This is a genomic window from Rothia sp. HMSC075F09 (assembly GCF_001810515.1).
Taxonomy (GTDB): domain Bacteria; phylum Actinomycetota; class Actinomycetes; order Actinomycetales; family Micrococcaceae; genus Rothia.
In genome coordinates this window covers 360,841-385,124 of record NZ_KV801798.1, presented here as the reverse complement: position 1 = coordinate 385,124, position 24,284 = coordinate 360,841, and the positions used below count along the sequence as shown (strand labels likewise).

Annotated in this window: 18 protein-coding genes; 3 read left to right on the top strand and 15 right to left on the bottom strand. The window is 61.5% G+C overall.

What is annotated here, in order from left to right:
* Nucleotides 1-82: 82 nt before the first annotated feature.
* The gene (locus HMPREF2749_RS08950) at nucleotides 83-706 is read left to right on the top strand and encodes a class I SAM-dependent methyltransferase (RefSeq protein ID WP_049352687.1); all 624 of its coding nucleotides are present in this window, start codon (nucleotides 83-85) and stop codon (nucleotides 704-706) included.
* Nucleotides 707-832: 126 nt separating this feature from the next.
* Here the strand turns inward: HMPREF2749_RS08950 and dapF are convergent, their stop codons facing one another.
* The 3 genes from dapF to miaB form a co-directional block, all read right to left on the bottom strand.
* Entirely contained in the window at nucleotides 833-1,768 is a 936-nt protein-coding gene (gene dapF, locus HMPREF2749_RS08945) for a diaminopimelate epimerase (protein WP_070594141.1), read from the bottom strand.
* Nucleotides 1,769-1,864: 96 nt separating this feature from the next.
* Nucleotides 1,865-2,785, bottom strand: coding sequence for a tRNA (adenosine(37)-N6)-dimethylallyltransferase MiaA (miaA, locus tag HMPREF2749_RS08940; RefSeq protein WP_070594139.1), 921 nt, complete (start codon nucleotides 2,783-2,785; stop codon nucleotides 1,865-1,867).
* Between the two features lie 84 nt (nucleotides 2,786-2,869).
* Complete coding sequence (gene miaB, locus HMPREF2749_RS08935; RefSeq protein ID WP_049341725.1) at nucleotides 2,870-4,384, bottom strand: tRNA (N6-isopentenyl adenosine(37)-C2)-methylthiotransferase MiaB; 1,515 nt, start codon at nucleotides 4,382-4,384, stop codon at nucleotides 2,870-2,872.
* Between the two features lie 35 nt (nucleotides 4,385-4,419).
* On the opposite strand from miaB, the gene HMPREF2749_RS08930 reads away from it, so the two are divergent.
* On the top strand, nucleotides 4,420-5,802 hold the full coding sequence (locus HMPREF2749_RS08930) for a hemin ABC transporter substrate-binding protein (RefSeq protein WP_070594137.1): 1,383 nt from the start codon (nucleotides 4,420-4,422) through the stop codon (nucleotides 5,800-5,802).
* A gap of 178 nt (nucleotides 5,803-5,980) precedes the next feature.
* Here the strand turns inward: HMPREF2749_RS08930 and HMPREF2749_RS08925 are convergent, their stop codons facing one another.
* The 11 genes from HMPREF2749_RS08925 to dapB form a co-directional block, all read right to left on the bottom strand.
* Nucleotides 5,981-7,942 (bottom strand): regulatory protein RecX, encoded by a 1,962-nt coding sequence (locus HMPREF2749_RS08925; RefSeq protein WP_070594135.1) that lies wholly within the window; start codon nucleotides 7,940-7,942, stop codon nucleotides 5,981-5,983.
* A 224-nt stretch (nucleotides 7,943-8,166) separates the two neighbouring features.
* Nucleotides 8,167-9,270, bottom strand: a complete 1,104-nt coding sequence (recA, locus tag HMPREF2749_RS08920) for a recombinase RecA (protein WP_005507111.1) — start codon at nucleotides 9,268-9,270, stop codon at nucleotides 8,167-8,169.
* 390 nt (nucleotides 9,271-9,660) lie between these two features.
* Nucleotides 9,661-9,882, bottom strand: coding sequence for a DUF3046 domain-containing protein (locus tag HMPREF2749_RS08915; RefSeq protein WP_005507110.1), 222 nt, complete (start codon nucleotides 9,880-9,882; stop codon nucleotides 9,661-9,663).
* Between the two features lie 145 nt (nucleotides 9,883-10,027).
* Complete coding sequence (locus HMPREF2749_RS08910; protein WP_012903910.1) at nucleotides 10,028-10,435, bottom strand: helix-turn-helix domain-containing protein; 408 nt, start codon at nucleotides 10,433-10,435, stop codon at nucleotides 10,028-10,030.
* A 290-nt stretch (nucleotides 10,436-10,725) separates the two neighbouring features.
* A complete protein-coding gene (locus HMPREF2749_RS08905; protein ID WP_070594133.1) occupies nucleotides 10,726-11,316 on the bottom strand; it encodes a CinA family protein in 591 nt (196 codons plus the stop codon).
* A gap of 99 nt (nucleotides 11,317-11,415) precedes the next feature.
* The gene (gene pgsA / locus HMPREF2749_RS08900; RefSeq protein WP_049356045.1) at nucleotides 11,416-12,063 is read right to left on the bottom strand and encodes a CDP-diacylglycerol--glycerol-3-phosphate 3-phosphatidyltransferase; all 648 of its coding nucleotides are present in this window, start codon (nucleotides 12,061-12,063) and stop codon (nucleotides 11,416-11,418) included.
* 199 nt (nucleotides 12,064-12,262) lie between these two features.
* Nucleotides 12,263-15,457 (bottom strand): FtsK/SpoIIIE family DNA translocase, encoded by a 3,195-nt coding sequence (locus HMPREF2749_RS08895; RefSeq protein ID WP_070594131.1) that lies wholly within the window; start codon nucleotides 15,455-15,457, stop codon nucleotides 12,263-12,265.
* A gap of 257 nt (nucleotides 15,458-15,714) precedes the next feature.
* Entirely contained in the window at nucleotides 15,715-17,430 is a 1,716-nt protein-coding gene (locus tag HMPREF2749_RS08890) for a ribonuclease J (RefSeq protein ID WP_070594129.1), read from the bottom strand.
* A gap of 391 nt (nucleotides 17,431-17,821) precedes the next feature.
* Complete coding sequence (gene dapA, locus HMPREF2749_RS08885; RefSeq protein ID WP_005507104.1) at nucleotides 17,822-18,757, bottom strand: 4-hydroxy-tetrahydrodipicolinate synthase; 936 nt, start codon at nucleotides 18,755-18,757, stop codon at nucleotides 17,822-17,824.
* A gap of 193 nt (nucleotides 18,758-18,950) precedes the next feature.
* A complete protein-coding gene (locus HMPREF2749_RS08880; protein WP_049348889.1) occupies nucleotides 18,951-19,613 on the bottom strand; it encodes a tetratricopeptide repeat protein in 663 nt (220 codons plus the stop codon).
* Between the two features lie 9 nt (nucleotides 19,614-19,622).
* The gene (gene dapB / locus HMPREF2749_RS08875; RefSeq protein ID WP_070594127.1) at nucleotides 19,623-20,393 is read right to left on the bottom strand and encodes a 4-hydroxy-tetrahydrodipicolinate reductase; all 771 of its coding nucleotides are present in this window, start codon (nucleotides 20,391-20,393) and stop codon (nucleotides 19,623-19,625) included.
* Between the two features lie 253 nt (nucleotides 20,394-20,646).
* Here dapB and HMPREF2749_RS08870 point away from each other — a divergent pair, with 253 nt between their 5' ends.
* Nucleotides 20,647-22,593, top strand: coding sequence for an acyltransferase family protein (locus HMPREF2749_RS08870; RefSeq protein ID WP_070594125.1), 1,947 nt, complete (start codon nucleotides 20,647-20,649; stop codon nucleotides 22,591-22,593).
* Between the two features lie 206 nt (nucleotides 22,594-22,799).
* Here the strand turns inward: HMPREF2749_RS08870 and HMPREF2749_RS08865 are convergent, their stop codons facing one another.
* The gene (locus tag HMPREF2749_RS08865; protein ID WP_005507100.1) at nucleotides 22,800-24,131 is read right to left on the bottom strand and encodes a M16 family metallopeptidase; all 1,332 of its coding nucleotides are present in this window, start codon (nucleotides 24,129-24,131) and stop codon (nucleotides 22,800-22,802) included.
* Nucleotides 24,132-24,284 lie beyond the last annotated feature (153 nt).

Here is a 24,284-nt window from a genome sequence, read left to right as displayed (position 1 = left end):
CAGGGCGTGCAAGCTATTGCCCCACCCGCGCATACTCTGCCCGTGTGCGGCGGGTTCTTGCCCTACCGGTACACTGGATAGCATGAGCGAGCAGCATTATTTCTCTGAAACCCCCGAGACCGAGTTCAAGCCCCGCCCCGTGCAGGTGGAGCTTGCCGGTCGCAAGGTCACTGTCACTACAGCCAACGGCATTTTCAGCCCCTCCGGCATTGATAAGGGCACCGCTATTTTGCTGCAGGAAGCACCCGACCCGCAGGGCGAACGCATGCTCGACATCGGCTGCGGTTGGGGCCCCATCACCCTGACTTTGGCGATGCTCGCACCGCAGGCGCAGGTGCACGCGGTGGACGTGAACTCCCGCTCCATTAGCCTGACCGAACGCAACGCCGCCGCTCTCGGCCTGTCCAACGTCACCGTGGGAACCCCCGAATCGGTTGACCCCGAACTGCGTTTTGACACCATCTGGTCGAACCCGCCGATTCGCGTGGGCAAGGAGGTTCTGCACGAGATCCTGCTGACCTGGCTGCCGCGTCTGGCGCCCGGCGGTGACGCCTACCTGGTGGTTCAGAAGAACCTGGGCTCCGATTCACTACAGAAGTGGATGGACGCGCAGCTTGAGGAGCTGCACCCCGGCGAGTTTGAGGTGTCGCGCTATACGACTTCGAAGGGCTTCCGTATTCTGCAGGTGCACCGCTACGAGGACTAAAGCCCCTGGCGCTGATTCCTCTGGCGCTCATTGCTAAAAACGTAAAAGCGGCGGGTGTTTTCTGAATGTGTTATCAGAAAACACCCGCCGCTTTTCTCTATAAAATCTCTGTTCTAAAACAGCACGTTATCGCAGCACGACGGTTGCAACCATCTGCGCCGGACCAGCCAGAACAACATGCTCCAGGTCATCCGGGCCCAGCACGAAAGTCACCGCGAGGGTACCGCCGGGCACATGCACCAGCCACTCATCCGGTGCTTCCTCGCCGCCCCAGAAACGGGTCGCAGCAGCAGCCGCACACGCGCCGGTACCGCAGGACAGAGTCTCGCCCACGCCACGTTCGTGCACGCGCATACGGATAGCGCCCACATGCGCGCCGCTCTCAACGTCCAGGTCGACCGGCACCACAAACTCAACGTTCGTACCGTTGACCGGGGCGGGGCTCACCTGAGGCAGGCTGTGCAGGTCCAGGCCGTCCAGCTTACCGTCAGAGCCGAGCATCACCACGGTGTGCGGGTTACCCATCGAAATGGACAGGCCAGCACGCGGAGTCTTCAGGCCGCGAGCAGACACCAGGCAGTCCTCGCCACCCTCGCGGGCAGCCTCACCGTGAATGAAGCTCCACGGACCCATATCAATCGCGTAGCCCTCTTCGGTACGCGCCACAGTCTTCACGCCGGCACGGGTACCAATCTTGACGGTCTCGCCCACCTCAAGCTCAATCAGGCCCTCAGTGCGCAGGTACTCCACGAACGCGCGCACACCGTTGCCGCACATTTCAGCGATAGAGCCGTCACCGTTGCGGTAGTCCATGAACCAGACAGCGTCCGGGTGCTCCTCGAGCAGCTTCTGGCCCGCGCGGGAGGCGGTGCTGCGGGTAGCACGAATGAAGCCGTCCGCGCCAATGCCGAAGTGGCGGTCGCAGACGCGGGCTACCAGCTCGGGGGTAAGGGCAATTTCTGCGTTCTCATCCGTCAGAAAGATGAAGTCGTTACCGGTGCCGTGACCCTTGGTGAGGGTCAGGCCTGCCAGCTCGCCCCAGATGGAAGGGTTCTCGCTCATATGCTGTCCTTAAGGTTGGTGACCTGTCCGTTTATGATTTTACCGCGCCGACCGACTCGACGAGGTATCTGTTCGGCTGCGGCTCGTTATTGTGGCTTATCGGGTGCTTTCGCGGATGATGGCTTCCGCTTCGTCGGCAAGGGTGGGTGAGAGCGCGTCCAGCCAGTGCACGCGCGGGTCCGCGCGGAACCAGGTCAGCTGGCGGCGTGCAAACTGGCGGGTGGCAATCGTCGTATCCTCAATCGCCTGCTCCACGCTGTAATCCTCATCTTCAAGGGCGCGGGCAAACTGCGCGTAACCAATCGCGCGGGAGGCGGTCTTCCCCTCCTGCAGTCCCTGCTCGTTCAGGGTGCGCACCTCGTCCAGCAGGCCGCGCTCATGCATCAGCTCCACGCGGCGGTGCAGACGCTCGTGCAACAGGGTACGATCCATATCCAGGCCAATCTGCACGCTCTCAGTCACGTACTCGCGCACCGGCATGAACGCCGAGAACGGGCGGCCCGTCACCTCGAACACCTCCAGGGCTCGAATAATGCGGCGCTCATCCTTCACCCGCGCAGCCGACTCCGGGTCGACCTCCGCCAGGCGGGCGTGCAGAACACCAATACCCTCGGTACGTGCCTGCTCCTCCAGACGCTCACGCACCCGCGCATCCGTGCCGGGAAACTCCAACTTATCCAGGGCGGCACGCACATACAGGCCGGAACCACCCACCAAAATCGGGTACCGGCCACGGGCACGAATCTGCTCAATCAGCTCACGGCTACGCTCCTGAAACTCTGCCACGGACGCCTCATCCCGCACGTCCATAATGTCCAGCAGGTGGTGCGGAACGCCGCGCATCTCCTCCGCAGTGACCTTCGCGGTACCAATATCCATACCCCGGTAGAACTGCATAGAGTCAGCGTTAATGCACTCACCGTTCAGGCGCAGAGCCAGCTCAATGGCGAGCGCGCTCTTACCGGTGCCGGTCGGGCCCACAATAGCGATAACGGGCAGAGTTTCGGAGATAGTCATGCGCCCCATTCTACCGGTTCCCCCACCCCCACTTGCGGTGAGGATGAGGACCCGAAGAACAGGGCGCATGATTCGATATAGGTTTTAGGGGCGCAGACCGATGGTCGGCATGCCCAGACCCACCGGCGCACCGGGCACCTGGGTGGTGCCGGTACCGCAAGAGTCAGCCTGGGAGCGGTCCCACGCGTCACCGGCGCGGGTGCGGCGCAGCTGGTACTGCTCGGCGGTCGGGTCAGAAATCAGGTGGAAGGAACCAGCCTCGGTAATCGGCACGGTCACCATGTCGCCGGGGCGCGGAGTCTCGCAACCTTCGGGCACGGAGAAGTGCACGAGGCGCTGGTCCGGGCCGCGGCCCGAGAGGCGGTGAGTCTGCTCAGCCTTACGACCTGCCTCGGCAACGACCATCAGCTCAACGGTCTTACCGAGCTGCTTGCGGTTCTCTTCGCCGGCGATGCGGTCCTGCAGGGCAATCAGACGCTCGTAGCGTTCCTGCACGACTTCCTTCGGAATCTGGTTCTCCATGGTCGCCGCGGGGGTACCGGGGCGGATTGAGTACTGGAAGGTGAACGCGGAGGAGAAACGAGCCTGCTCCACAACCTTCAGGGTGTCCTGGAAGTCCTCTTCCGTCTCGCCGGGGAAGCCCACAATGATGTCGGTGGTAATCACGGCGTTCGGGATGCGCTCGCGCACCTTGTCCAGAATGTTCAGGAACTTCTTGGAGCGGTAGGAACGGCGCATGTCCTTGAGCACCTTGTCGGAACCGGACTGCAGCGGCATGTGCAGCACGGGCATGACGTTCGGGGTTTCGGCCATCGCGTCGATCACGTCGTCGGTAAACATGGCCGGGTGTGGGGAGGTGAAGCGTACACGCTCCAGCCCCTCAATCTCGCCGCAGGCACGCAACAGCTTGGAGAATGCCTGGCGGTCGCCGAACTCCACACCGTAGGAGTTCACGTTCTGACCGAGCAGGGTCACCTCAATAGCGCCGTCATCGACCAGCGCCTGAACCTCGGCGAGAATGTCGCCGGGGCGGCGGTCCTTCTCCTTACCGCGCAGAGACGGCACGATGCAGAAGGTGCAGGTGTTGTTACAGCCCACCGAGATGGACACCCAGCCGGAGTACACGTGGTCGCGCTTGGTCGGCAGGGTGGAGGGGAAAACTTCGAGGGATTCGAGCAGTTCTGCCTGCGCCTCGTGGTTGTGGCGGGCGCGCTCCAGTAGCGCCGGCAAGGAACCAATGTTGTGGGTACCGAACACGACGTCCACCCAGGGTGCCTTCTCAATGATGGCGTCCTGGTCCTTCTGCGCCAGGCAGCCGCCCACAGCGATCTGCATGCCCTTGTGGGCGCGCTTGACCGGCGCCAGCTGACCGAGGTTGCCGTACAGGCGGTTGGAAGCATTTTCGCGGACCGCGCAGGTGTTGAACACCACCAGGTCGGGCTGGGTGCCTTCCTCAGCGCGAACGTAGCCGTTAGCCTCCAGCAGGCCGGACATTCGTTCGGAGTCGTGCACGTTCATCTGGCAGCCGAAAGTGCGCACTTCGTAGGTGCGGGGGCTGGTTTCGGGGGTCTGGGCGGAATCGCTGAGGGTCGAAGTCATGCCCTATAGGGTATCCGATGGGGGATAATGGCTCTATGCAGGTTTCCCTTAGTAGCAACTTTCCGGCTCTGTCACCGAACGATTCTTCCGCCCCCGCCCCTGACGGGGAGCTTCTGAACACCCTCATTGAGGAGGCGATTGCCGCCTACTCCCCTGTTCCGCCTCAGGCGAGCGCTGATTCTGCCTCGATGCGTCAGACCCTGATGCAGCTGCTCAGCTGGGCGCATTCTTTGGAGCAGGTGGCTGCCCGCACGGTTGAGCGCGTGCAGATTCTGGGCACCGGCATGCGTTCCGTTGTGGTGCGTGTGGCGTATGAGCCTGCCGCCGAGTCTGCCCAGTCTTTCGAATCTGCACAGTCTTTGCCGACCTCGATTATTGTGAAGCGTTACCGCCGTAAGGATTCGACGGTGAACGCCGGCGGTTTCGGGTACCTGCGTGAGCGCTACGGTTTGGAGGCGCTGAACCGGCAGGTTCCGGGTCTGTTCCCGCAGCTCTACGGCGCGGATCCTGAGCTGCGCGTGCTGGCGCTGGAAGATGTGAGCGCCGGAACCGTTGAGGGCGAGCAGTATTCGGTCGCCCACGCCCTACTGGAGGGCACCGAACAGCAGGCGCTGGACGCGCTGAACTACTACATTGAGGCGTATCGTTCCCTTGCCGCCAGCGGCATTATGGGCGAGGCGGTGGAGGATTACCGCCTGAACCTGGCGCGTGCTGACCGCAAGGCACAGTTCCCGGGCGCTATTGCCTCGCCGGGGTTGGCCGAGCGCGGTTTGAAGAAGCTGTACGGTGTGACTGATGAGGCGCGCGCCCCCGAGCACGATGCTGACAGCCCAGCTTCCAGCTCTGCCGCGCATGGGGACGCGCCCGTTCTTCCCGCCGCCGTTGAGGAGCTGTCCTTCCGTTTCCGCCGCGTTCTGCAGCCTTTCTTTACCAAGCGCCCGCCGGTACCCGAGCAGTTCAAGCTCAACCGCGGCAGGGTATATATGCTCTCTTCGGGTGATTTTTCGCCGCAGAACGTGCTGATCGGTTCGGCAGACGGCGCGCAGGTACGCATGGTCGATGCGGAGGGCACCTGCCTGCACCACCGCGGCTTCCCCTTCGTTGAGGCGATGCTGGGCTTCCCTTCCTCGCCGGAGTACCCGCGCTACCGGGTGGACCGCAAGAAGGCGCTGCCGGCGCTGTACTCTGCCCTCTTTGAGGACGCCCCGCTGGATGAGCACCTGGCGGAGGATTTGGCGGTGTGCACGGCGGTGACCGTGTGCGCTCTGTTGGAGCTGTACTCTTCTTCGGCGCGTTCCGATCTGTTGCCTCGTATTCGCCGTGAAGGTGCGCAGCTGATGCGCCTGCTCCTTGAGATTGCCGGTTCTCAGGATGCAACCCTTGCCGAATTCGCGGACCGTCTGGGGGCCGCTGAATAAGCAGCAGAGTAAACAGCGGATATAGCCTTCGACAAGGCGTTTTATAAAGCTCAAAACGTAAAGGGGGAGCCCGCCACAGAGTGTGTCTGTAGCGGGCTCACCCTTTATTGTGCCTATTATTTTCACGGTCGCCCCGGCATGGGTCTATTCGTGCGTGCGAACCGTATTTATTCGCCCTCTACCAGAGCTCGTCCTCCTCACCGTAGGCGGCAAGCTCCTCACGAATCACCGACATCGACACCGAAGAGGAGTACCCGCGGCGCGCGAGCATCCCCAGCAGGCGACGGGTGACCCTATCCTTCTCGGCGCGGTCGCTCAGATCCATGCCGGGGCGCAGCTTCTTGCACACCAGCTCGGCGGCGTCCTCACGTTCCTGCTCGTCGGTGCGCTGGGCCAGGGCGTTCTCCGCTTCCTCGCCGCGCACCCCGCGCTCAGCGAGCTCACGGCGTAGCGCGGCGCGGGAGAGCTTCTTGGTGCGGCTCTTCTGCGCCACAAACGTTTGGGCGTATTCGGCGTCGTCAATGAGTTTTGCCGCCTCAAATTTATCGAGCAGCGGCTCAATGAGCTCCGCGTCGAAGCCTTCTGCCTGCAGCTTCTTCCGCAGCTGACCTCGGGTTTTTGCCGAGTACGCCAGCTGGTTGTACAGGATGGTTTTAGCGCGTGTGTAGGGGTCTGTTTCTTCCGCGGCTCGGGCGGCACGCACCTTCTGCTTCCAGGAAGGCACGTTACTTTCCGGTTGTGAGGAAGCATGTCCCATCTGAGAGCCGCCCGGTTGGGAGCCGCGTGCTCGAGAACCACCCTTTGGGGATCCAGCCGAAGCGGCACGGCGCTTGCCAATACCGACGCCCTGTGCTTCCTCCTCGGCAATACCGCGAATGAGTGCTTCTTCGGCGGGGGTGAGTTCTTCGTTCAAGCTACTTCCCTCCCTAAATAGGTTGCTCCCCGAGCCGCGGCCCGCAGGACTCTTGCGGGTTTCCTCGTCGTCATTTCGAGCCCCGAAGGCGGGCGCGTAGGGCGATCGGCTCCGCATTTTCTCTTGCTGCGCCGCACTCATGCGGCGGAACCCGCGCTTGTAGTCGGTGTTCTTGGAGGCACGCGAAGACTTGCGTTTCTTCTGCTTATCCCGCTGAGCGGCTTGCCTCTCGATTTCTTCCTTTTCTTCGGCGGTGAGCCCCGATCCGATGGAGGCGGCACCGGCTCGACTCATGCGCCCCGCCGCCATAGGGCGCGGCTCGGCACCGCCGGGGGTGAAGGCACGAGCGGGCGCTTCGTCAATGGAGACGGCGGGTAGGTTCGGGTCAACGAGCAGGCTACGGCGCGGCGATTCGCCATCTCCCCCAGAACTGCCATCTTCAAAGTTGCCGGGCACAGCCTGCAGGGGCAGCTCGGGCACGCGGAACTCCCCGGCGTAGTCGCCGCCGTTATCGCGGGCGATGCTTTCTTCAACAAAGCCGTGCGCGGCGGGGTGCCAGTCCGGGAACTCCTCAGCGGCTACCGAATCCGCGGTCCTGTTCCGCACCCACTTTTTGGGTGCGTTTTCTGTGGCCGCTGACTTCTTCTGAGGCGCTGGCTTCTTCTTATGCGCGGGCTTTTCAGCCTGCCGCGCTTTCGGCTTAGGTTTCTGGGGTGCGGTTTCTTGGCCCCCATGCTTCTTCGCTATCGCGTCTGCGGGTGCCGCTTCGTCCGAGGGCACCCAATATTCCCCCGCATAATATTCCCCTGTGTACTCTGCTTCAGGGTACAAAGGCTCTGCCGGATACGCAGGTTCATCCTCGTAGGGAGGCTCGTCAGGGTATGGGGGCTCATCCTCATACGGGAGCTCTCCAACAATAGGAGGCGCAACAACAGGAGGTGTCTCCCAGTTGAGGGTGGGCTCCGCCAGGGCGGCGGGCGCCTCAAAATTGAGCGCCTCGAAGCCGCCTACCTCAACCGGCGGGGCGGTAGATTCAAACGAACCGGTAGCTTCAAAGGAAACAGGCGCAGAGAAAGTCGAGTCCTCGAAGGCAGGGTCATGGAAGGCTGACCCCTGCAGAGCTGAGGAGCCGAAGTGCGGTTCGGTCGCATCCAGCGCCGCAAAACCAGCGTCGCCGTCACGCGCGCTGTTTCGCTCGTGCTCTTCATGACCGTTCTGTTCCGTCATGTTCAGTTCCTCCTCTCCCCTGTGTTGGCTCGCTTGATGGCCCGTGCGCCGGGGTTGTACGGCGCTCCCCCATTGTAACGAGGCTTTATCTCGGCGCCCCCGATACTCCCCTTAATGCACGCCCGTTAATGCGCTTCCGTTAACGACAGATTGCCGTGCACCGTGCGGAATGCACAGCACACGGCAATTAGTCGTGGCGTTAGCAAGAAGCTACGCGGGCCGGTTTAGAACTCCTCAGCCAGCTCGTCCAGCGGGTCGTTACCCTCGGACTCAGCAGCTGCCTGCTCGTCAGCTTCTTCCTCAATGATGCCCAGCTTCACCAGAACCTTGTACTGCAGTTCCTCGGTGAGCTCGGGGTTGTCCTTGAGCAGCTTACGAACGTTCTCGCGGCCCTGGCCCAGCTGCTCACCGTCGTAGGTGAACCATGCGCCGGACTTCTTGACGATGTCGTTCTCCACCGCCAGGTCCAGGATGCCGCCCTCAACGGAGATGCCCTCACCGTAGAGGATGTCGAACTCAGCCTGCTTGAAGGGCGGAGCCATCTTGTTCTTCACAATCTTGGCGCGGGTGCGGTTACCGATCGGGTTAGCGCCGTCCTTGAGGGTCTCAATGCGGCGGATGTCGATACGGACCGAAGCGTAGAACTTCAGCGCCTTACCACCGGTGGTGGTTTCGGGAGAGCCGAAGAAGACACCAATCTTCTCACGCAGCTGGTTGATGAAGATTGCGGTGGTGCCGGTTGCGGAGAGGCGGCCGGTAATCTTACGCAGCGCCTGGCTCATGAGGCGAGCCTGCAGACCCACGTGGGAGTCACCCATGTCGCCTTCAATTTCGGCGCGGGGAACCAGCGCGGCGACGGAGTCGACGACCACGATATCAACGGCGCCGGAACCAACCAGCATGTCCATGATTTCCAGTGCCTGCTCACCGGTGTCGGGCTGAGAGACCAGCAGCTGGTCGATGTCCACGCCCAGCTTAGCCGCGTAGATTGGGTCCAGTGCGTGCTCGGCATCGATAAACGCCGCCACGCCGCCTGCCTTCTGAACGTTCGCTACAGCGTGCAGCGCAACGGTGGTCTTACCGGAGGACTCGGGACCGTAAATCTCGATGACGCGGCCGCGGGGCAGACCGCCAATACCCAGAGCGGCATCCAGGGCGATAGCGCCGGTGGAGATAACCTCGGTCTTGGTGATTTCCTTATCACCCAGGCGCATGACTGCACCCTTGCCGTAGTTCTTGTCGATCTGTGCCATCACGGCTTCAAGTGCCTTGGCGCGACCCTCTTCGGGAACGCGAGCTACGCTCTGAGACTTGGTGTTCTTAGCCACGGTAGTACCTCGTTCTTTGTGTTGTCAGTGGTTGACGGGAGTAATGTTTCTTCGGAATCGGTGGGACTCGTAATCGAGACCTTGAAGGTTTTGGCCTACCGGTTCCTTCTGAGACTACTCTAGGGTCACAGCCTGACAGGATAAGGCCATTTTTTAAAATCTGTGGAAAACTTTGAAGATTTTTCCAAAAAATTCCTGATGTGGAAAAGTCTAGCATGAGTCGAACAAAATTACGACCCAGTTTCGAATAAATCGGATAGGGTTTCGGCATATATTTTCGAAAAACCCCGGATTATCGGCTAATTATTCGAAAATACCTCCCGCGCAGGCGCTAGCACTCGAACAAACGGCAGGCCCCGCCCCTACGCGAGAAAACGCCAGACTCACCGACTAGCGCAATGGCTCCTTATCGGGACCCAGGCGGCGCTCCTGCGGAATCTCCTGCTCCTCACAGATCGCAAGCCACACATCCTTCGGGTTAACGCCCTGGTCCAGCGCCTCCGCAGCGGTCACATGCCCCAGAGAGCCCAGCACCAGGTCCCGCGCAAGTACCGGAGCATACCCGGCACCGAACTCATACTCCATGCACGCCCAAAATTCGCTCAGCTTCACAAGCGCTCCTTCCGCTTCACCGCTAGTTTGCTTCATAATTCGTCACATCGCTCGGTAATAAACCGAGAATAAGCGATGCCGCACACCCACCTTACGGGGATGCACGGCATCGCTTCACGTTTAGTGCGGCATGTGCCGCCTCGCGTTACTTCGAGAGAATGTAGTAATCGCTCTTGTACTGCTCAGACATCTCAGCCGGAACAGTATCCGGGATCTGAACGCCCTCGAGAACCGCCATACGGTCGGCAACCTCACGCAGCATCTGGGACATCGGAATGTCCAGAGCCTGGCAAATCCATGCCAGCAGTTCGGAGGAAGCTTCCTTCTGACCGCGCTCAACTTCGCTCAGGTAACCGAGGGAAACACGGGCACGCTGGGAAACCTCACGCAGGGTGCGGCCCTGACGCTGGCGAACGTCGCGAAGGACCTCACCGATTGCCTGTCGCAGGGGAACAACCTTGGCTTCCTCAACGACCGGGGCGGCCTGTCGGGGGGTCTCCTCGATTTCCTTCCACTTAGTAATGCCATTAATCGATACGCGCTGCTTAGCCATGAGCTTCTATATCACTTTCCTGAGTAGGTATTCCCGACGCGCGGGACTGTACATAGTTAAGCCTAACTGATTTTTGGAGCGTGAGCTAGGAGCCCCGCCATTTTTGTCTTTTTCTTACGGCTTGTATCTATTCAAACAGACGAACCTATGCCTTTATTCCCTCGGAGCTGAAAGAACCCTGTGAATATATTTGAACCGTAAAATTTTTTCTCAGGTAGGCGCTGCACAGACGACTACACAGCCGTTCCAGGCGCCGCACAGCACAGCACAGCACAGTCTAGCCCAGCACGCTACGCCTGCTCGTTCTCCAGAACCCCACCGGCACCGCCGCGCACCGCACGCGCCAGCAGGGCAATCGCATCCGCGCTCGCCGCCGCACGAATCTGCGCCCGGTCCCCCGAATAGTGCCGCTCAAACACCTCAGAACCGGACGGGGAACACACACCAATATAGACCGTACCCACCGGCTGACCATCCGCAGAATCAGGACCGGCAACACCCGTGGTCGACACCGCATAATCGGCACCGCACACACGCGCCGCACCGACCGCCATCTGCACCGCCACCGCAGGATGCACCGCTCCCTCACGTGCCAGCAGCTGAGCGTCCACGCCCAGCACCTGAGACTTCACCTCGTAGGCGTACGAAATCACGCCGCCGCGGTAATACGCGGATGCGCCCGGCACCGTACAAATCGTGCCGCCAACATCCCCGCCGGTCAGCGACTCAGCCGTCGCCACCTGCACCGGGCCTTCCTGGGAGGCACGCAACCGCACCGCATCACGCAGCAGCAGCGCCGCCGCCTCCGGGGTGCCGGAGAAAACCTCAGCGGAGGAAAGCCCAGCGGACAGAGCATCTTCAAGTACGAGGGGAACCATCATTCTCTCCTTTCAGCGGCGCACCGCCGCCCGAACCTTACGCGGTACACACCGCACCGCAGGTACAGCGAAGGGGAGCAGCACACGCCACTCCCCTCGCCTCTAGTTACCGCCGCCCTGGGAGGCCTGAGCCTGCAACCAGTTACGACGCAAAATATACGCATCACGCACATACACCAGACCGGTCCACACGGTAATCGCGGTGACCGCGCCCATCAGAACCCAACCCGGAATCAGCCAACCGATACCCAGCTGCCCCAGCGGCAGAAGCATCAGCACCAGCGCCACCGTCTGCAGCACGGTCTTAATCTTGCCGCCCTTACTAGCGGCCATCACACCGTACTTAATGACGAACAGGCGCATGATCGTAATGCCCCACTCACGTAGCAGAATCACAATCGTGACCCACCACCACAGCTCGCCCAGCGCCGACAGCACAATAAACGCCGCGCCGGTGAGGAACTTATCGGCAATCGGGTCAGCAATCTTACCGAAGCTCGTAATCAGATTACGCGAGCGCGCCAAGTAGCCGTCCGCCCAGTCCGTGAGCATGGCAAGAATGAAAATAATCCATGCGAGCCAGCGGTGCGTTGGATCAGCGGCACCAAAAGTACCGCCCGCAACCAGGGCAACGATAAAGAAAGGAACCGCAATAATACGCAGAACCGTCAACACATTCGGCACATTCCAGTTCGAAGGTTTCGCTGTGCTGACCGCACCTGCGGGTGCGGAATTGCGAGCTTCACTCATAACGGCTCCTTACGGGTAGATGGCTTTCGACGGTGAGAGACCGCGTACGCACCGACACCTAAACGTATCGGGGGTACGCAAACACCCCGTACCGTCCATTATACGTGTGCCGTAGCAGACATCACAGGGACGATGCGGGGTGCATGTCGCGCGCTCACTCAACTGAGTGGGTCAGCCGAGCGGGCAGGGCGCTGAGGCACTAGCGGCCGGTCAGCTGCCAGGCGTCCTCCGAGCCCTCATCATCGGGCTCATCGAAATAGTCGGTGACCGGTTCGCCAGGGTCAACCGCGTTCGCGTACGGGTCAGCCGCCGGAGGCTCCTCACCGCGAATACGCGCCAGGGTCGCCTGCAGGTCATCCGGGCGGACCAGCACCTCACGTGCTTTCGAGCCTTCCGAGGGGCCCACCACGCCCTGCGACTCCAGCAGGTCCATGATGCGGCCAGCCTTCGCGAAACCCATGCGCAGCTTACGCTGCAGCATCGAGGTCGAACCGAACTGGGTCGTAATCACAATCTCCGCCGCCTGCAGCAGATCGTCGAGGTCATCGCCGATTTCCTCATCAATCTGCTTCTTCGCGGCAGACACCATCACGTCCTCACGGTAGATGGTCGGCGCCTGTTTCTTCACGTGCTCAACCACGGCGTGAATCTCAGACTCAGATACCCACGCGCCCTGAACACGCATCGGCTTCGAAGCACCCATCGGCAGGAAGAGCGCATCACCCTGACCAATCAGCTTCTCTGCGCCGGGCTGATCCAGCACCACGCGAGAGTCAGTGACCGAGGAGGTTGCAAACGCCATACGAGACGGAACGTTCGCCTTAATCAGACCGGTCACCACATCCACCGACGGACGCTGGGTCGCCAGCACCAGGTGAATACCCGCCGCACGCGCCAGCTGCGTAATACGAACAATCGCCTCTTCCACGTCACGCGGAGCGACCATCATCAGGTCGGCGAGCTCGTCAACAATCACCAGCAGGTACGGGTACTCGTGCACCGTGCGCTTGCTACCGGGATCGGGCTGAATCTTACCCTCACGCACCGCCTTGTTGAAGTCGTCCACGTGCTTGTAGCCGTAGTGGGCGAGGTCATCGTAACGGGCGTCCATCTCACGAACTACCCACTGCAGGGCCTCAGCGGCCTTCTTCGGGTTCGTAATGATGGGCGTAATCAGGTGCGGAATACCCTCATAGGCGGTTAGCTCCACACGCTTCGGGTCAACCATCACCAGGCGCACCTGGTCCGGAGTCGAACGCATCAGAATCGAGGTAATCATCGAGTTCACAAACGAAGACTTACCCGCACCGGTCGCACCAGCGACCAGCATATGCGGCATCTTCGCGAGGTTCGCCAGCACGAAACCGCCCTCAACGTCCTTACCCACACCCATGACCATCGGGTGGTGGTTCGCGTGAGCCTGCGGGGAACGCAGCACATCACCCAGGGCAACGGTCTCACGGTCCGTATTCGGAATCTCAATACCAATCGCGGACTTACCCGGAATCGGGGACAGAATACGAACATCCGGGCTCGCCACAGCGTACGCAATGTTCTTGCTCAACGCCGTCACACGCTCAACCTTCGTGGCGGGACCCAGCTCAATCTCATAGCGGGTCACGGTCGGGCCGCGCGAGAAGCCGGTGACCTGCGCATCCACCTTGAACTGCTCCAGCACGTTCGTCAGAGCCTCAACCACGTGCTCGTTGACCTCGGAGGATTCCTTAGCGGGCGGGCCAGAAACCAGCATCTCCTCAGAAGGCAGCACGTACGCGCCGCGGGAGGACTGCACAACCTGCTCGCCGCGCGCCTGCTCGGTGGTCGCCACCTGAGTGTTGTTCTGCAGCGGGCGGGATGCACCAGCCTCGGGCGCTCGCGAAGCCGCGGGAGCCGCGTTCTTCGGGTGCGCACCCGGCGAGTGCATGCGGGTCGGAATCGGCGGCTGCGCCGCTGGTGCGGCAGGAGCCTGGGATGCGGAAGCCGAGGTAGCAGACTGCGCAGGGTTCACCACCTGGTGAGGCTTGGTCTGCGGTGAAGCTTCCTCAGAAGCACCGAAGCCGTCATATGCCTCAACGTCAAAGAGAGGCTCCTCGCCAGGAATACGGTTCACGCGGCCGTTCGCCACGGCGGCGCGCTGCACCTGGTCCAGGCGGGCTGCGGGCGCATCCGACGCCTCAACGTCAAAGAGGTCAGGGCTGCTCGAATAAGCACCGTTCTGTGCAGAAGAACCCTGGGCGGACGCACCCTGCGCGGCCGGTGCCTGGTTGAGGCGACCGGGCAGACGGGACAGACGGTTCGGCTTAGCCGCCGGGCGCGTCTGCTGAGCGGATCCCTGCGCAGAATCCTGTGCAGAGTCCGCCGGCTGTACCGGCATCTGCGTGGTCTCCGGGTGAGTCTCATCCACCACGGCACTCACGAATGCTTCATCACCGGCGTACTCGTCCAGGGAAGAATCGGTCGAGGCAGCGGGAGCAATGCCCAACCAACCGCGCAGACGAGAGAACAGGCCGCCAGACTTCGGAGCCGTACGCGCCGGCTTCTCATCCTCGTACAGGTAGCTGCGGTCGTGCTCCTCAGCGTTCAGGTCCACGGTCTGAGTCGCATCCGAAGGGCTGTCCTTCGCGGAGGTTCGAGTCGTGCCGTTCGGTTTCTCGCCCAGAGCCAGTCCGACCAAATGCAGGGTACGCGGCACCACCTGACGAATCGGAGTGTTCGTCAGAACCATCAGACCGGCAATACCCAGCAGCAGGTGGATCAGAATCTCAACGAACGCAATACCGCCGCTCACACGCACAATGGGGGTGCCCAGCAGCACGCCAGCCACGCCACCACCAGCCCAGACGGCGTCAAAACCATCCGCGAAGGTCGGGTGACCCGCATGGCGAGCAAAGAACAGCGAGGCCGCCACCAGCATGATGAAGGAGCCCACCGCTACGCGGTTATTACGTTTAATCAGGTCGGGCCCACGGAAAATGCACCACGCCATGATGAGGCAGAACACCGGGACCAGCAGGGCGCCCTGACCGAAAATACCGCCCAGCATGGTGTGCCAGGCGTCCAGGGGCGCACGCAACAAACCGAGGGAGGTGTGGGCACGCCAGTTGTACCACTCCACTCCGGCGCTGATCAGGCCGAACAGCAGGATGGTGAGCGCGCCGCCGTCACGGCGGTCTTCGGGCGCAAGGTCGGTGCGCACCGCGCCGATGGAGCGGAAGAGCCCACCGATAGCGTGAGCGATGCTCAGCCAGACGGAGGAGATAGCGCCCGCTACAGGGTTCGCCGCATTGGCACCGCGCTGGGCACCGCCTCGGGAGGTGGTGCGCTTGCGGGTGGTCTTCTTAGTATTTGCTTTAGTAGAGGTCGTGTTACGACCCTTCGTGGTCCGTGGAGCCATACCTTTTAGGGTATCAACCTTCCCGTTAATGTACCGATTCTTTCGTTATCAGTGAGCTAAAAAGTGTGCCCCGCCCGGTGCCTATAGAGGTGTTGATAGGGCACTGATGAGGCACTTCTCCCCTACTGCGGTCGCGCTTACGCAGCTTTTCGCGTAGCTTTCGCGCATACATTCGGCAGATACACGGCAGGCGGGGCCGACACCAAGTATCGACCCCACCTTTTCGCTATGCCAGGCAGTTAGCCTCGCGCAGAGTATTAGTTCTTCGCAGCCTTCGAGGTGTTCTCAACCACCACGGGAACAATCATGGGCTTGCGGCGCAGACGGCGAGAAATCCAAGCACCGATGGTGCGGCGCACAATCTGCTGCAGCTGCTGCACGGTGTGCACCTTCTCGGGTGCGCGGTGCAGAGCATCTTCCAGAGCGGCGGTAATCTTCGGAACAATCTCGTCAAAGACCGAGTCGTCCTCAGCGATACCGCGAGCGTGAATATCCGGGCCGGTCACCACGCGCTTAGTTGCGCGGTCAATGACGGTCACGATGGACACGAAGCCCTCTTCACCCAGGATGCGGCGGTCCTTCAGGTCGCTCTCGGTGACCTCACCGACGGAGCGGCCGTCAACGTACAGGTACTCGCAGGGAACCTCGCCCACCACGGACGCCACGCCATCGCGCAGGTCCACGACGGTGCCGGACTCGCAGAGCAGCACGTTCTTCTTCGGAACGCCGGTCTCCATCGCCAGGTCACCGCTAGCAATCAGGTGGCGAACCTCACCGTGAACCGGCATAACGTTCTTCGGCTTGAGGATGTTGTAGCAGTACAGCAGCTCACCCGCGGCAGCGTGACCGGAAACGTGAACCTTCGCGTTGCCCTTGTGCACCACGTTAGCGCCCAGCTTCATGAGGGCGTTAATGATGCGGAAGACGCTGGTCTCGTTACCGGGAATCAGCGAGGAGGCGAGCACCACGGTGTCGCCGGGCTCAATCTGAATCTTGTGGTCACCGTTCGCCATGCGCGACAGTGCCGCCATCGGCTCGCCCTGCGAACCGGTGCACATCATCACGATCTGGTCGGGGCGGTAGTCGTCAACCTTCTTCAGGTCCACCAGCACGTTGGCGGGAACCTTCAGGTAGCCCAGCTTCTCAGCAATGGTCATGTTACGCACCATGGAGCGGCCCACGAGCACGACCTTGCGGCCACGCTCAGCGGCTGCATCCAGCACCTGCTGCACGCGGTGAACGTGCGAGGAGAAGGACGCCACAATGATGCGGCCGCTTGCGTCACGGAAGACGTTCGACAGCACCGGACCGATGTGCTTCTCGGTCGGGGTGAAGCCGGGAACCTCAGCGTTGGTGGAGTCCGGCAGGAACAGGTCCACGCCCTCCTCGCCCAGGTGAGCAAAGTGGCGCAGGTCGGTGATGCGGCCGTCCAGCGGCAGCTGGTCCATCTTGAAGTCACCGGTGTGCAGAACCTTGCCGGCCTTGGTGCGGATGTAGACAGCCAGCGCGTCCGGAATCGAGTGGTTCACAGCAACGAACTCGCACTCGAACGGGCCGAAACGCTCCACCTGGTGTTCCTTCACCGCGAGGGTGTAGGGCTTGATGCGGTGCTCGGCGAGCTTTGCCTCAACCAGTGCCAGGGTCAGTTCGGAACCGACCAGGGGGATGTCGGGACGGCGGCGCAGCAGGTAGGGAACCGCGCCGATGTGGTCTTCATGGCCGTGGGTCAGCACCATGGCAACCACGTCGTCCAGACGGTCGACAATGTAGCTGAAGTCGGGCAGGATCAGGTCCACGCCGGGCTGGGACTCTTCGGGGAAGAGCACGCCGCAGTCAACAATCAGCAGCTTGCCGTTGATTTCGTACACGGTCATGTTACGACCGACTTCGCCCAGGCCGCCCAGGGGCACCACGCGCAGGGTGTCCTTCTTCAGGCGGGGAGGGAGGGGAAGATTCGCTTCAAAGACGCTCATCGTGTGTCTCCTCTTTCTTCTATGTTTTCTTGTGATGTCTGTGATTCGTAGGCGACGCTTCGTACCGCAAGCGCTCCCGCCGGTTCGGCTCTCACATGCCGAGGAGGTGGGGTGCTGCCGGTGCGTCCAAATCACCGAAAGTATTCAAAAGTATTCGGGGGCGTAGTGCGCGGGTGCCTCTGCCTAAGCTGGGCCCCTGTCTGAGTGGGGGCCGAATCATTGGGCGGTAAACCGTGGCAATACGCCAGAGCGGACCCCTCACCCATTGCTAGGTGTGGAGTCCGCATCCGTTGACTACATCATGCGCCCCAAAAGCGGGGTGTGACGGTAGCCTAAGTCCTCTATATATACGCGCTCTGCACGATAAGTTGTGCAGGTTCTGCGTTAAAGTTTAGGCGTTCTTCAGGGTGTGAGCGATACTCGAGGAGAGCAAGTCAGCTCGCATAGCCTGGGCAACCTCCGGTTCGGAGAGTACGTGCGGCAAGCGAACGACGGGCTCATCCAGCACACCCTGCCAGGAGAGAATTTCCTTGGCGGCAACGCAACCGGGGGCACGACCCATGGTTGCTCGGACAATCGGAGTCAGTTCCAGGTGAAGACGCTGAGCCTCCACCAGGTCCTGTGCAACGACAGCATCAATCAGGGCACGGAAGAGTGCAGGTGCCACGTGTGCGGTCACCGAAACGAGGCCGACGGCGCCCATTGCCATCCAGGGAAGGGTCAGTCCGTCGTCGCCGCTGTAGTAGTGCAGGTCGGTGGTTGCCATGACCTCGGTTGCGGCACCGAAGTCTGCCTTGGCGTCTTTCACCGCTACAATACTATCAATTTCTGCAAGGCGACGGTAGGTTTCGGGTGCGATGGGGATGCCCGCACGACCCGGAATATCGTAAAGCATGACGGGGGTCTCAGTTGCCTGCGCAACGGTCGCAAAATGGGCGTAGACACCCGGCTGAGTCGGCTTGTTGTAATAGGGGGTCACAACCAGCAGGCCGTCCACACCAATCTTTTCGGCACGGTGCGCCAGCTCAATAGTATGCGCCGTATCGTTCGAACCAACACCGGCAATAATCTTCGCGCGAGAACCGACGGTATCCTTCACAATCTGGAAGACGCGCTCGTTCTCGTCATCGGTCATGGTGGAGTATTCACCGGTGGTACCGCAGACCACCAGACCATCGTGGCCGTTCTCCACAAGGTAGTTCGCCAGGTCTGCGACCTGCTTTTCATCAACGGAGCCGTCCTTCGCGAAGGGGGTCACCATTGCGGTCAGGAGGCGACCGAAGACGGGTTCAACAAAAGTACCGGGGTTCGAAAGGTTCTCAGACATATGTCCAGAGTACGCCCGAAATGCAGATTTTTCCGTTAGAACGCATAAGTTTTCATGCGTGTTCTACTATTCGGACTCTTTCAAACCCGCGGTACTTCCACGAGAGCCTATGAAACCGGGCACATAGCCTCGGCGTTATCAGTCTCATACCGAAAATAAATGTGGCATTGACTAGGGATCGCAGGGTCAGAGCCTAACGCATGCCCTTCGCCTGACCGCCCGAACGCAACGCCCACGCGTTGCGCATCGCCGCACGGGCACGCTTGCGTTCACCACCGGCATCGTACATGCACGCCAGGTTGAACCACGCCTTCCAGTTCTCGGGGTCCTGCTCAACCGCCGCCGCAAAGCCTTCAAACTCCACCGCCGCCGCCTCACGGTCCACACGACCGGAGGGGGTGCGCGGCAGGGTATCCTCCGCCAGCTCACCCGAAGCAGCCAACTCCTGAGCCATACGCTGAATACGAGCACCGAAAAGCACCTCACGCACCAGCGCCCACGCACCCAGAATCGGCAGCAAAATCATACCCGCGCCAAGCACAATGCCAGCCACCGAACCGGAGGTGAGCATCACGAACCCCTGCTGCGCAATGTGTACCAGGTACAGGGTCAGCAGCGCGCAAGTCAGTGCCGCGAAGGTCTTACCCCAGCCGCCGGCATCCACCGTCACAAAGACGGCACTAAAAATCAGCACGCCCAGGATAGAGGCACGCGCCGCCAGAGGCAGCGGCAGAATCAGCACGGTCAGCACCATCAGCACGCAGGCGCAGACAGTCCACAAACGTAGCGAAGTCCACCAGGGGCTACGAGCCTCGGAAGATACCGGCGAGGTGTCGGGTGAAGTCTGTTCAGACAATATTCTCTCCTAGGACAAATCCATGTAGGCGTCCAAGCCCACGCTCAAACCCGGATGCGCCGCCACCTCACGCACACCCAACAGCACGCCGGGCATGAAGGAGACACGGTCAAAGGAATCGTGACGAATCACGAGCTGCTGACCGGGATCGCCCAGCAGAATCTCCTGATGCGCCACCATGCCGCGCAGACGCACCGCGTGTACGTGAATATCGTCGACCACGGCACCGCGCGAGCCCAAAGGATCGGAGGTGGTGGCATCCGGGCTTGCGCCCACGCCAGCCTCCGCGCGGGCGGCTGCCACCTTGCGGGCGGTGTGCACAGCGGTACCGGAGGGGGCGTCCACCTTGTTCGGGTGGTGAATCTCAATGATTTCTACCGATTCGAAGTAGCGTGCCGCCTTCGCCGCGAACTCGGTGGCGAGAATCGAACCAATCGCGAAGTTCGGGGCGATGAGCACACCCACCTCGGGGTGCTCGGTCAGCAGTTCGCGCAGGGAGTCCAGGCGCTCGGGGGTCCAACCGGTCGTACCAACCACCGCGTGCATACCGTGCTCCACCGCGAAACGCACATTCGCCTCGCTGGATTCGGGAACGGTCAGGTCAATAACAATCTCTGCGCCGGCATCGACCAGCTCCTGCAGGTCGTCGCCACGGCTCAGTGCCGCCACCAGGTCCATGTCTGCGGAGGTGTTGACGGCGCGCACCGCCTCAGAGCCCATGCGGCCTGCGGCACCGAGTACCGCTACCTTCCAGATTTTTTCGTCGCCCTCGTGGGCCATCTTCTCTCCTCCGTAGCTTTTGTGCACCCCGACGATGGGGCAGACGCTGTGACGTACAGCCTCTATTATCCCCCGTGTGGGCGCGGTGCACGCCATCGCACACACGGGGTGAGATGCCCTGCGGAACCTCAGCGGCATAAAAAGCGAAGTAATCTAACCGTCATACAAGCCGTTTAATACGTTATCTAAAGTTAGCAACCATATAATTAGGAAGTATTTCTATAATTTCCATCCTACGGAGTGCCTTGACAGTATGAAGTCCCTCTTTACCTCCTCCGTGCGTCCAGATGAGGCTAACCGGCGTTATATTCTGCCGGGTCTGGACGGTCTGCGAGCAATCGCTGTGCTCCTCGTGATGGTGTACCATTTCTGGCCCACCGTACTACCCGGCGGCATGATTGGCGTGGATATCTTCTTCGTCATCTCCGGTTTCCTGATTACCTCCCTGCTTCTGCGTGAAGGTGCGCTCACCGGCAAAATTGCCCTGGGCAACTTCTGGATCCGCCGTGCCCGCCGACTGCTTCCCGCCATTACCCTGCTGATTCTGGTTCTCGGACCGGTCAGCCTGCTCATTGGCGGCGATATTCAGGTGAACCTCGGCCGACAGCTCGCCGGTGCGGCGACCTTCTCGTCCAACTGGATTTCTATTTTTGCCGGTAACGACTACTTCACGCAGACCTCCCCGGAGCTCTTCACGAACTTCTGGTCCCTGGCGGTGGAAGAACAGTTCTACGTGGTGTGGCCGCTGCTGATTGTTGCGGCTGGTCTGTTGCTGCGCCGCCGCTGGCGTCGTTTTAGCGTGGTCATGGTGCTGGGTATTATTGCGTCGCTGAGCACCGCCACCGCTCTTCTGATGTCTGGCGCACCCATTAGCCGCGTCTACTACGGTACCGACACGCACCTGTACGGCCTGCTGCTCGGCGCCCTGCTGGCGTTCGCGCGCCCCTGGTCGCTGTACCCGCCGCTGCAGCAGTCCGTGCTGTACCGTGTGGCTCAGCCCTTCGGCCTGGTCGCGTTCGCCCGCGTCATGATCAGCTGGCTGTCCCTGTTCGCGCTGATTCCCTACGCAATTCTGGTTCCCGAGTCGGCACCCGGAGCGATTCCCTGGGGCCTGTTCGGCGCCTCCCTGCTGGCGCTGGGCGTGATTCAGGGTATGCTGCCCGATATGCTCGCTGGCGCCTCCGAAATACTGCGCCGCCTGCTGAACTTCGCTCCCCTGCGCTGGGTGGGCGAACGTTCCTATGGCCTGTACCTGTGGCACTGGCCGCTTGCCGTGGTCATGCACTACCTGCTGGGTGCGGACCGTTCCCCGCTGGTGAACGTGGGTGTTCTGGTGGCGACCTTCGCCATTGCGGAGATGTCGTACCGCTGGGTTGAGACCCCGATCCGCCGCTACGGTTTCCGCGGTAGCGCTAACCGTGCGGTGGCGGCTTTCCAGTCCTCTCGCACCAAGTTCCTGCCGGTTTCGGTGGCTCTTGCCGCTGTTGTGGCGGCTGCTTCGACCGGTCTGGCGGTACACACCGCTCCGGCGATGACCACCGCCCAGCAGTCCGTTGAGGACGGCAAGCGTGCCGCCGCTGAGCGTCTGAAGGCACGCCAGGAGGCGCAGGCTGCGAGCGCATCTGCAAGCCCGAGCGCTGCGGGCAAGGACGCGAAGGCTTCGGCAAGCCCCTCGGCTTCTAAGGCTGCTACAGGTTCGGTGGATTCTTCGAAGGTGACCATTGTGGGTGACTCCATTGTGGTGGCTGTGTCCCCCGAGCTGTACGACAAGATGCCCGAGGCATCTATCGATGCGGCTGAGGGACGAACCATTGCTAAGGCCCTGCCGATTATTAAGTCTATGGGTTCCAACGGCCAGATCCGTAAGACCTTCGTGCTGTCGGTGACCGCGAACTCGACCATTCTGGATGGTCAGCTCGACGAGGTTCTGGCGGCTATGCCCGCCGATTCTAAGCTGGTGCTGGTCACCGGTTACGGCCCGCGCAACCTGACCTGGATTGACTACTCGAACGGTAAGATTCGTGAGTTTGCGGCTCAGCATTCTGATCGTGTGATCATTGCGGATTGGAACTCTACGATCCGCCAGGCTCTGCAGACTCAGAGTGGTCTGCTGGCCTCTGACGGTGTTCACCCTGAGGTTGCTGGTCAGGAGCTCTACGCCCAGGTGCTGATGGAAGCTATTGCCAAGGCACAGAAGTAGTAGCTCTCAGCGGTAGCTTTTTCGGTTCTGCCGCTCATGCTGAGCGTCAAGAGCATGGGCGGCAGAACACTCGGAAGCACTTCTTGGAAGTATCTCTTCGTAGATACCGATGCACACAAAATGCCCGTTCCCTCCCCCGCTTTGGTGGGGTGTGGGAACGGGCATTCTATGCCTTACCAGCGTTGTGCGTTAGGGATGTTCAGGGGTTAGCGCACGATGGTGGTAATCATCTGCTGCTGCCCCAGGTACGCCGCCAGGTCGCGAACCTCCTCCAGGGAGACCGCGCGAATCTTCTCCAGCAGCTCATCGGTGCTGGTGAACAGTCCAGAGTCCAGCTCGGCGCGACCCAGGCGGGACATGCGCGAACCCGAATCCTCGCTACCGAGCACGGTAGAGCCAGCCAGCTGGCCGCGGACCTTCGTCAGCTCCTCCTCAGTAATACCGGCGGTGGCGAGCTTATCGAACTCGTAGCCCATGACCTCACGCACCTGCTCGGTCTTAGCGGGCAGGCAGCCCGCGTACATGCCGAAGTAGCCGGCATCCGAGTACGCACCGGAAAACGCGAACGTGCTGTAGGCCAGGCCGCGCTTCTCACGAATCTCCTGGAACAGGCGCGAGGACATGCCCGCACCGAATGCGCTGGTCAGCACGCTCATCGCGTAGCGGCGGTCGTCACCGGCGATAATGCTCGGGCAGCCCATCACAATGTTGGTCTGTTCGAAGCCCTTCTCCACCTCACGCAGCTCGCTCAGCGGAACAATGCCGCTGTCGGTGCGTACACGACGCGGTGCCGGTGCCACGCCCTCCTGCAGGTTCCAGCCGTAGCGGGTCAGCGCCTCCAATACGAGGCGGACCATGGTGCTGTGCTCCAGCGAACCAGCGGCAGAAATGACCAGGCGGTCCGGGGTGTAGTAGCGCTTGTAGTGCTCCCACACGGCGTCACGCGGCACCTCGGTAATCTCCTGCGGGGTACCGCCGATGGGGCGGCCCAGCGGGTTCTCTCCCATGAGCTGCTCCACGAAGTTCTCGAAGGCAACGTCGGTCGGGTCGTCCTGGTCCATGGCGATCTCTTCGAGGATCACGCCGCGTTCCTGTTCCAGGTGAGCCGGGTCCAGCAGGGCGTTGGTGACCATGTCGGTGATGACGTCCACCGCCATGGGCGCGTCATCGTCGAGCACGCGCGCGTAGTAGCAGGTGTGCTCCTTAGCGGTCAGGGCGTTAGATTCGCCGCCTACCGCGTCGAAGGAGGATGCAATGTCCAGGGCGGTGCGGGTGCCGGTGCCCTTGAACAGCAGGTGCTCCAGGAAGTGGGTGGAGCCAAGCATGCCGGGGGCCTCGTCGCGGGAGCCGACTCCCACCCAGAAGCCGATGGATACGCCGCGAGTACCGGGCATTTTTTCGGTAATCACGCGCACACCACCGGGCAGGATGGAGCGGCGCACCTCATTGCCGCCTACACCCTCGTAGATGAGGCGGCCGTGCTCGTAGTTGAGCTCTTCGGCGATGGCCTCAAGCTCGACGGGCAGGGAAATAGACATAGGGAGAAGAACCTTTCAACAGGTACGTCTGAAGGTAAGCATTCCCGCCCCACTGCCTGTAGGCAGTCCCACAGTTGGTGGGGTGGGTGAGCATCAAAAGATGCAGGGCAAGCACAGCGAAGGGGCGCCCGACACACCCGGCGGGGAGTGAAC

Bases quoted from the DNA above. Each gene is read 5' to 3' on its own strand.
- HMPREF2749_RS08950 (WP_049352687.1), top strand. From the start codon at position 83: ATGAGCGAGCAGCATTATTTCTCTGAAACCCCCGAGACCGAGTTCAAG.
- dapF (WP_070594141.1), bottom strand. From the start codon at position 1,768: ATGAGCGAGAACCCTTCCATCTGGGGCGAGCTGGCAGGCCTGACCCTC.
- miaA (WP_070594139.1), bottom strand. From the start codon at position 2,785: ATGACTATCTCCGAAACTCTGCCCGTTATCGCTATTGTGGGCCCGACC.
- miaB (WP_049341725.1), bottom strand. From the start codon at position 4,384: ATGACTTCGACCCTCAGCGATTCCGCCCAGACCCCCGAAACCAGCCCC.
- HMPREF2749_RS08930 (WP_070594137.1), top strand. From the start codon at position 4,420: ATGCAGGTTTCCCTTAGTAGCAACTTTCCGGCTCTGTCACCGAACGAT.
- HMPREF2749_RS08925 (WP_070594135.1), bottom strand. From the start codon at position 7,942: ATGACGGAACAGAACGGTCATGAAGAGCACGAGCGAAACAGCGCGCGT.
- HMPREF2749_RS08910 (WP_012903910.1), bottom strand. From the start codon at position 10,435: ATGGCTAAGCAGCGCGTATCGATTAATGGCATTACTAAGTGGAAGGAA.
- HMPREF2749_RS08905 (WP_070594133.1), bottom strand. From the start codon at position 11,316: ATGATGGTTCCCCTCGTACTTGAAGATGCTCTGTCCGCTGGGCTTTCC.
- pgsA (WP_049356045.1), bottom strand. From the start codon at position 12,063: ATGAGTGAAGCTCGCAATTCCGCACCCGCAGGTGCGGTCAGCACAGCG.
- HMPREF2749_RS08895 (WP_070594131.1), bottom strand. From the start codon at position 15,457: ATGGCTCCACGGACCACGAAGGGTCGTAACACGACCTCTACTAAAGCA.
- HMPREF2749_RS08890 (WP_070594129.1), bottom strand. From the start codon at position 17,430: ATGAGCGTCTTTGAAGCGAATCTTCCCCTCCCTCCCCGCCTGAAGAAG.
- dapA (WP_005507104.1), bottom strand. From the start codon at position 18,757: ATGTCTGAGAACCTTTCGAACCCCGGTACTTTTGTTGAACCCGTCTTC.
- dapB (WP_070594127.1), bottom strand. From the start codon at position 20,393: ATGGCCCACGAGGGCGACGAAAAAATCTGGAAGGTAGCGGTACTCGGT.
- HMPREF2749_RS08870 (WP_070594125.1), top strand. From the start codon at position 20,647: ATGAAGTCCCTCTTTACCTCCTCCGTGCGTCCAGATGAGGCTAACCGG.
- HMPREF2749_RS08865 (WP_005507100.1), bottom strand. From the start codon at position 24,131: ATGTCTATTTCCCTGCCCGTCGAGCTTGAGGCCATCGCCGAAGAGCTC.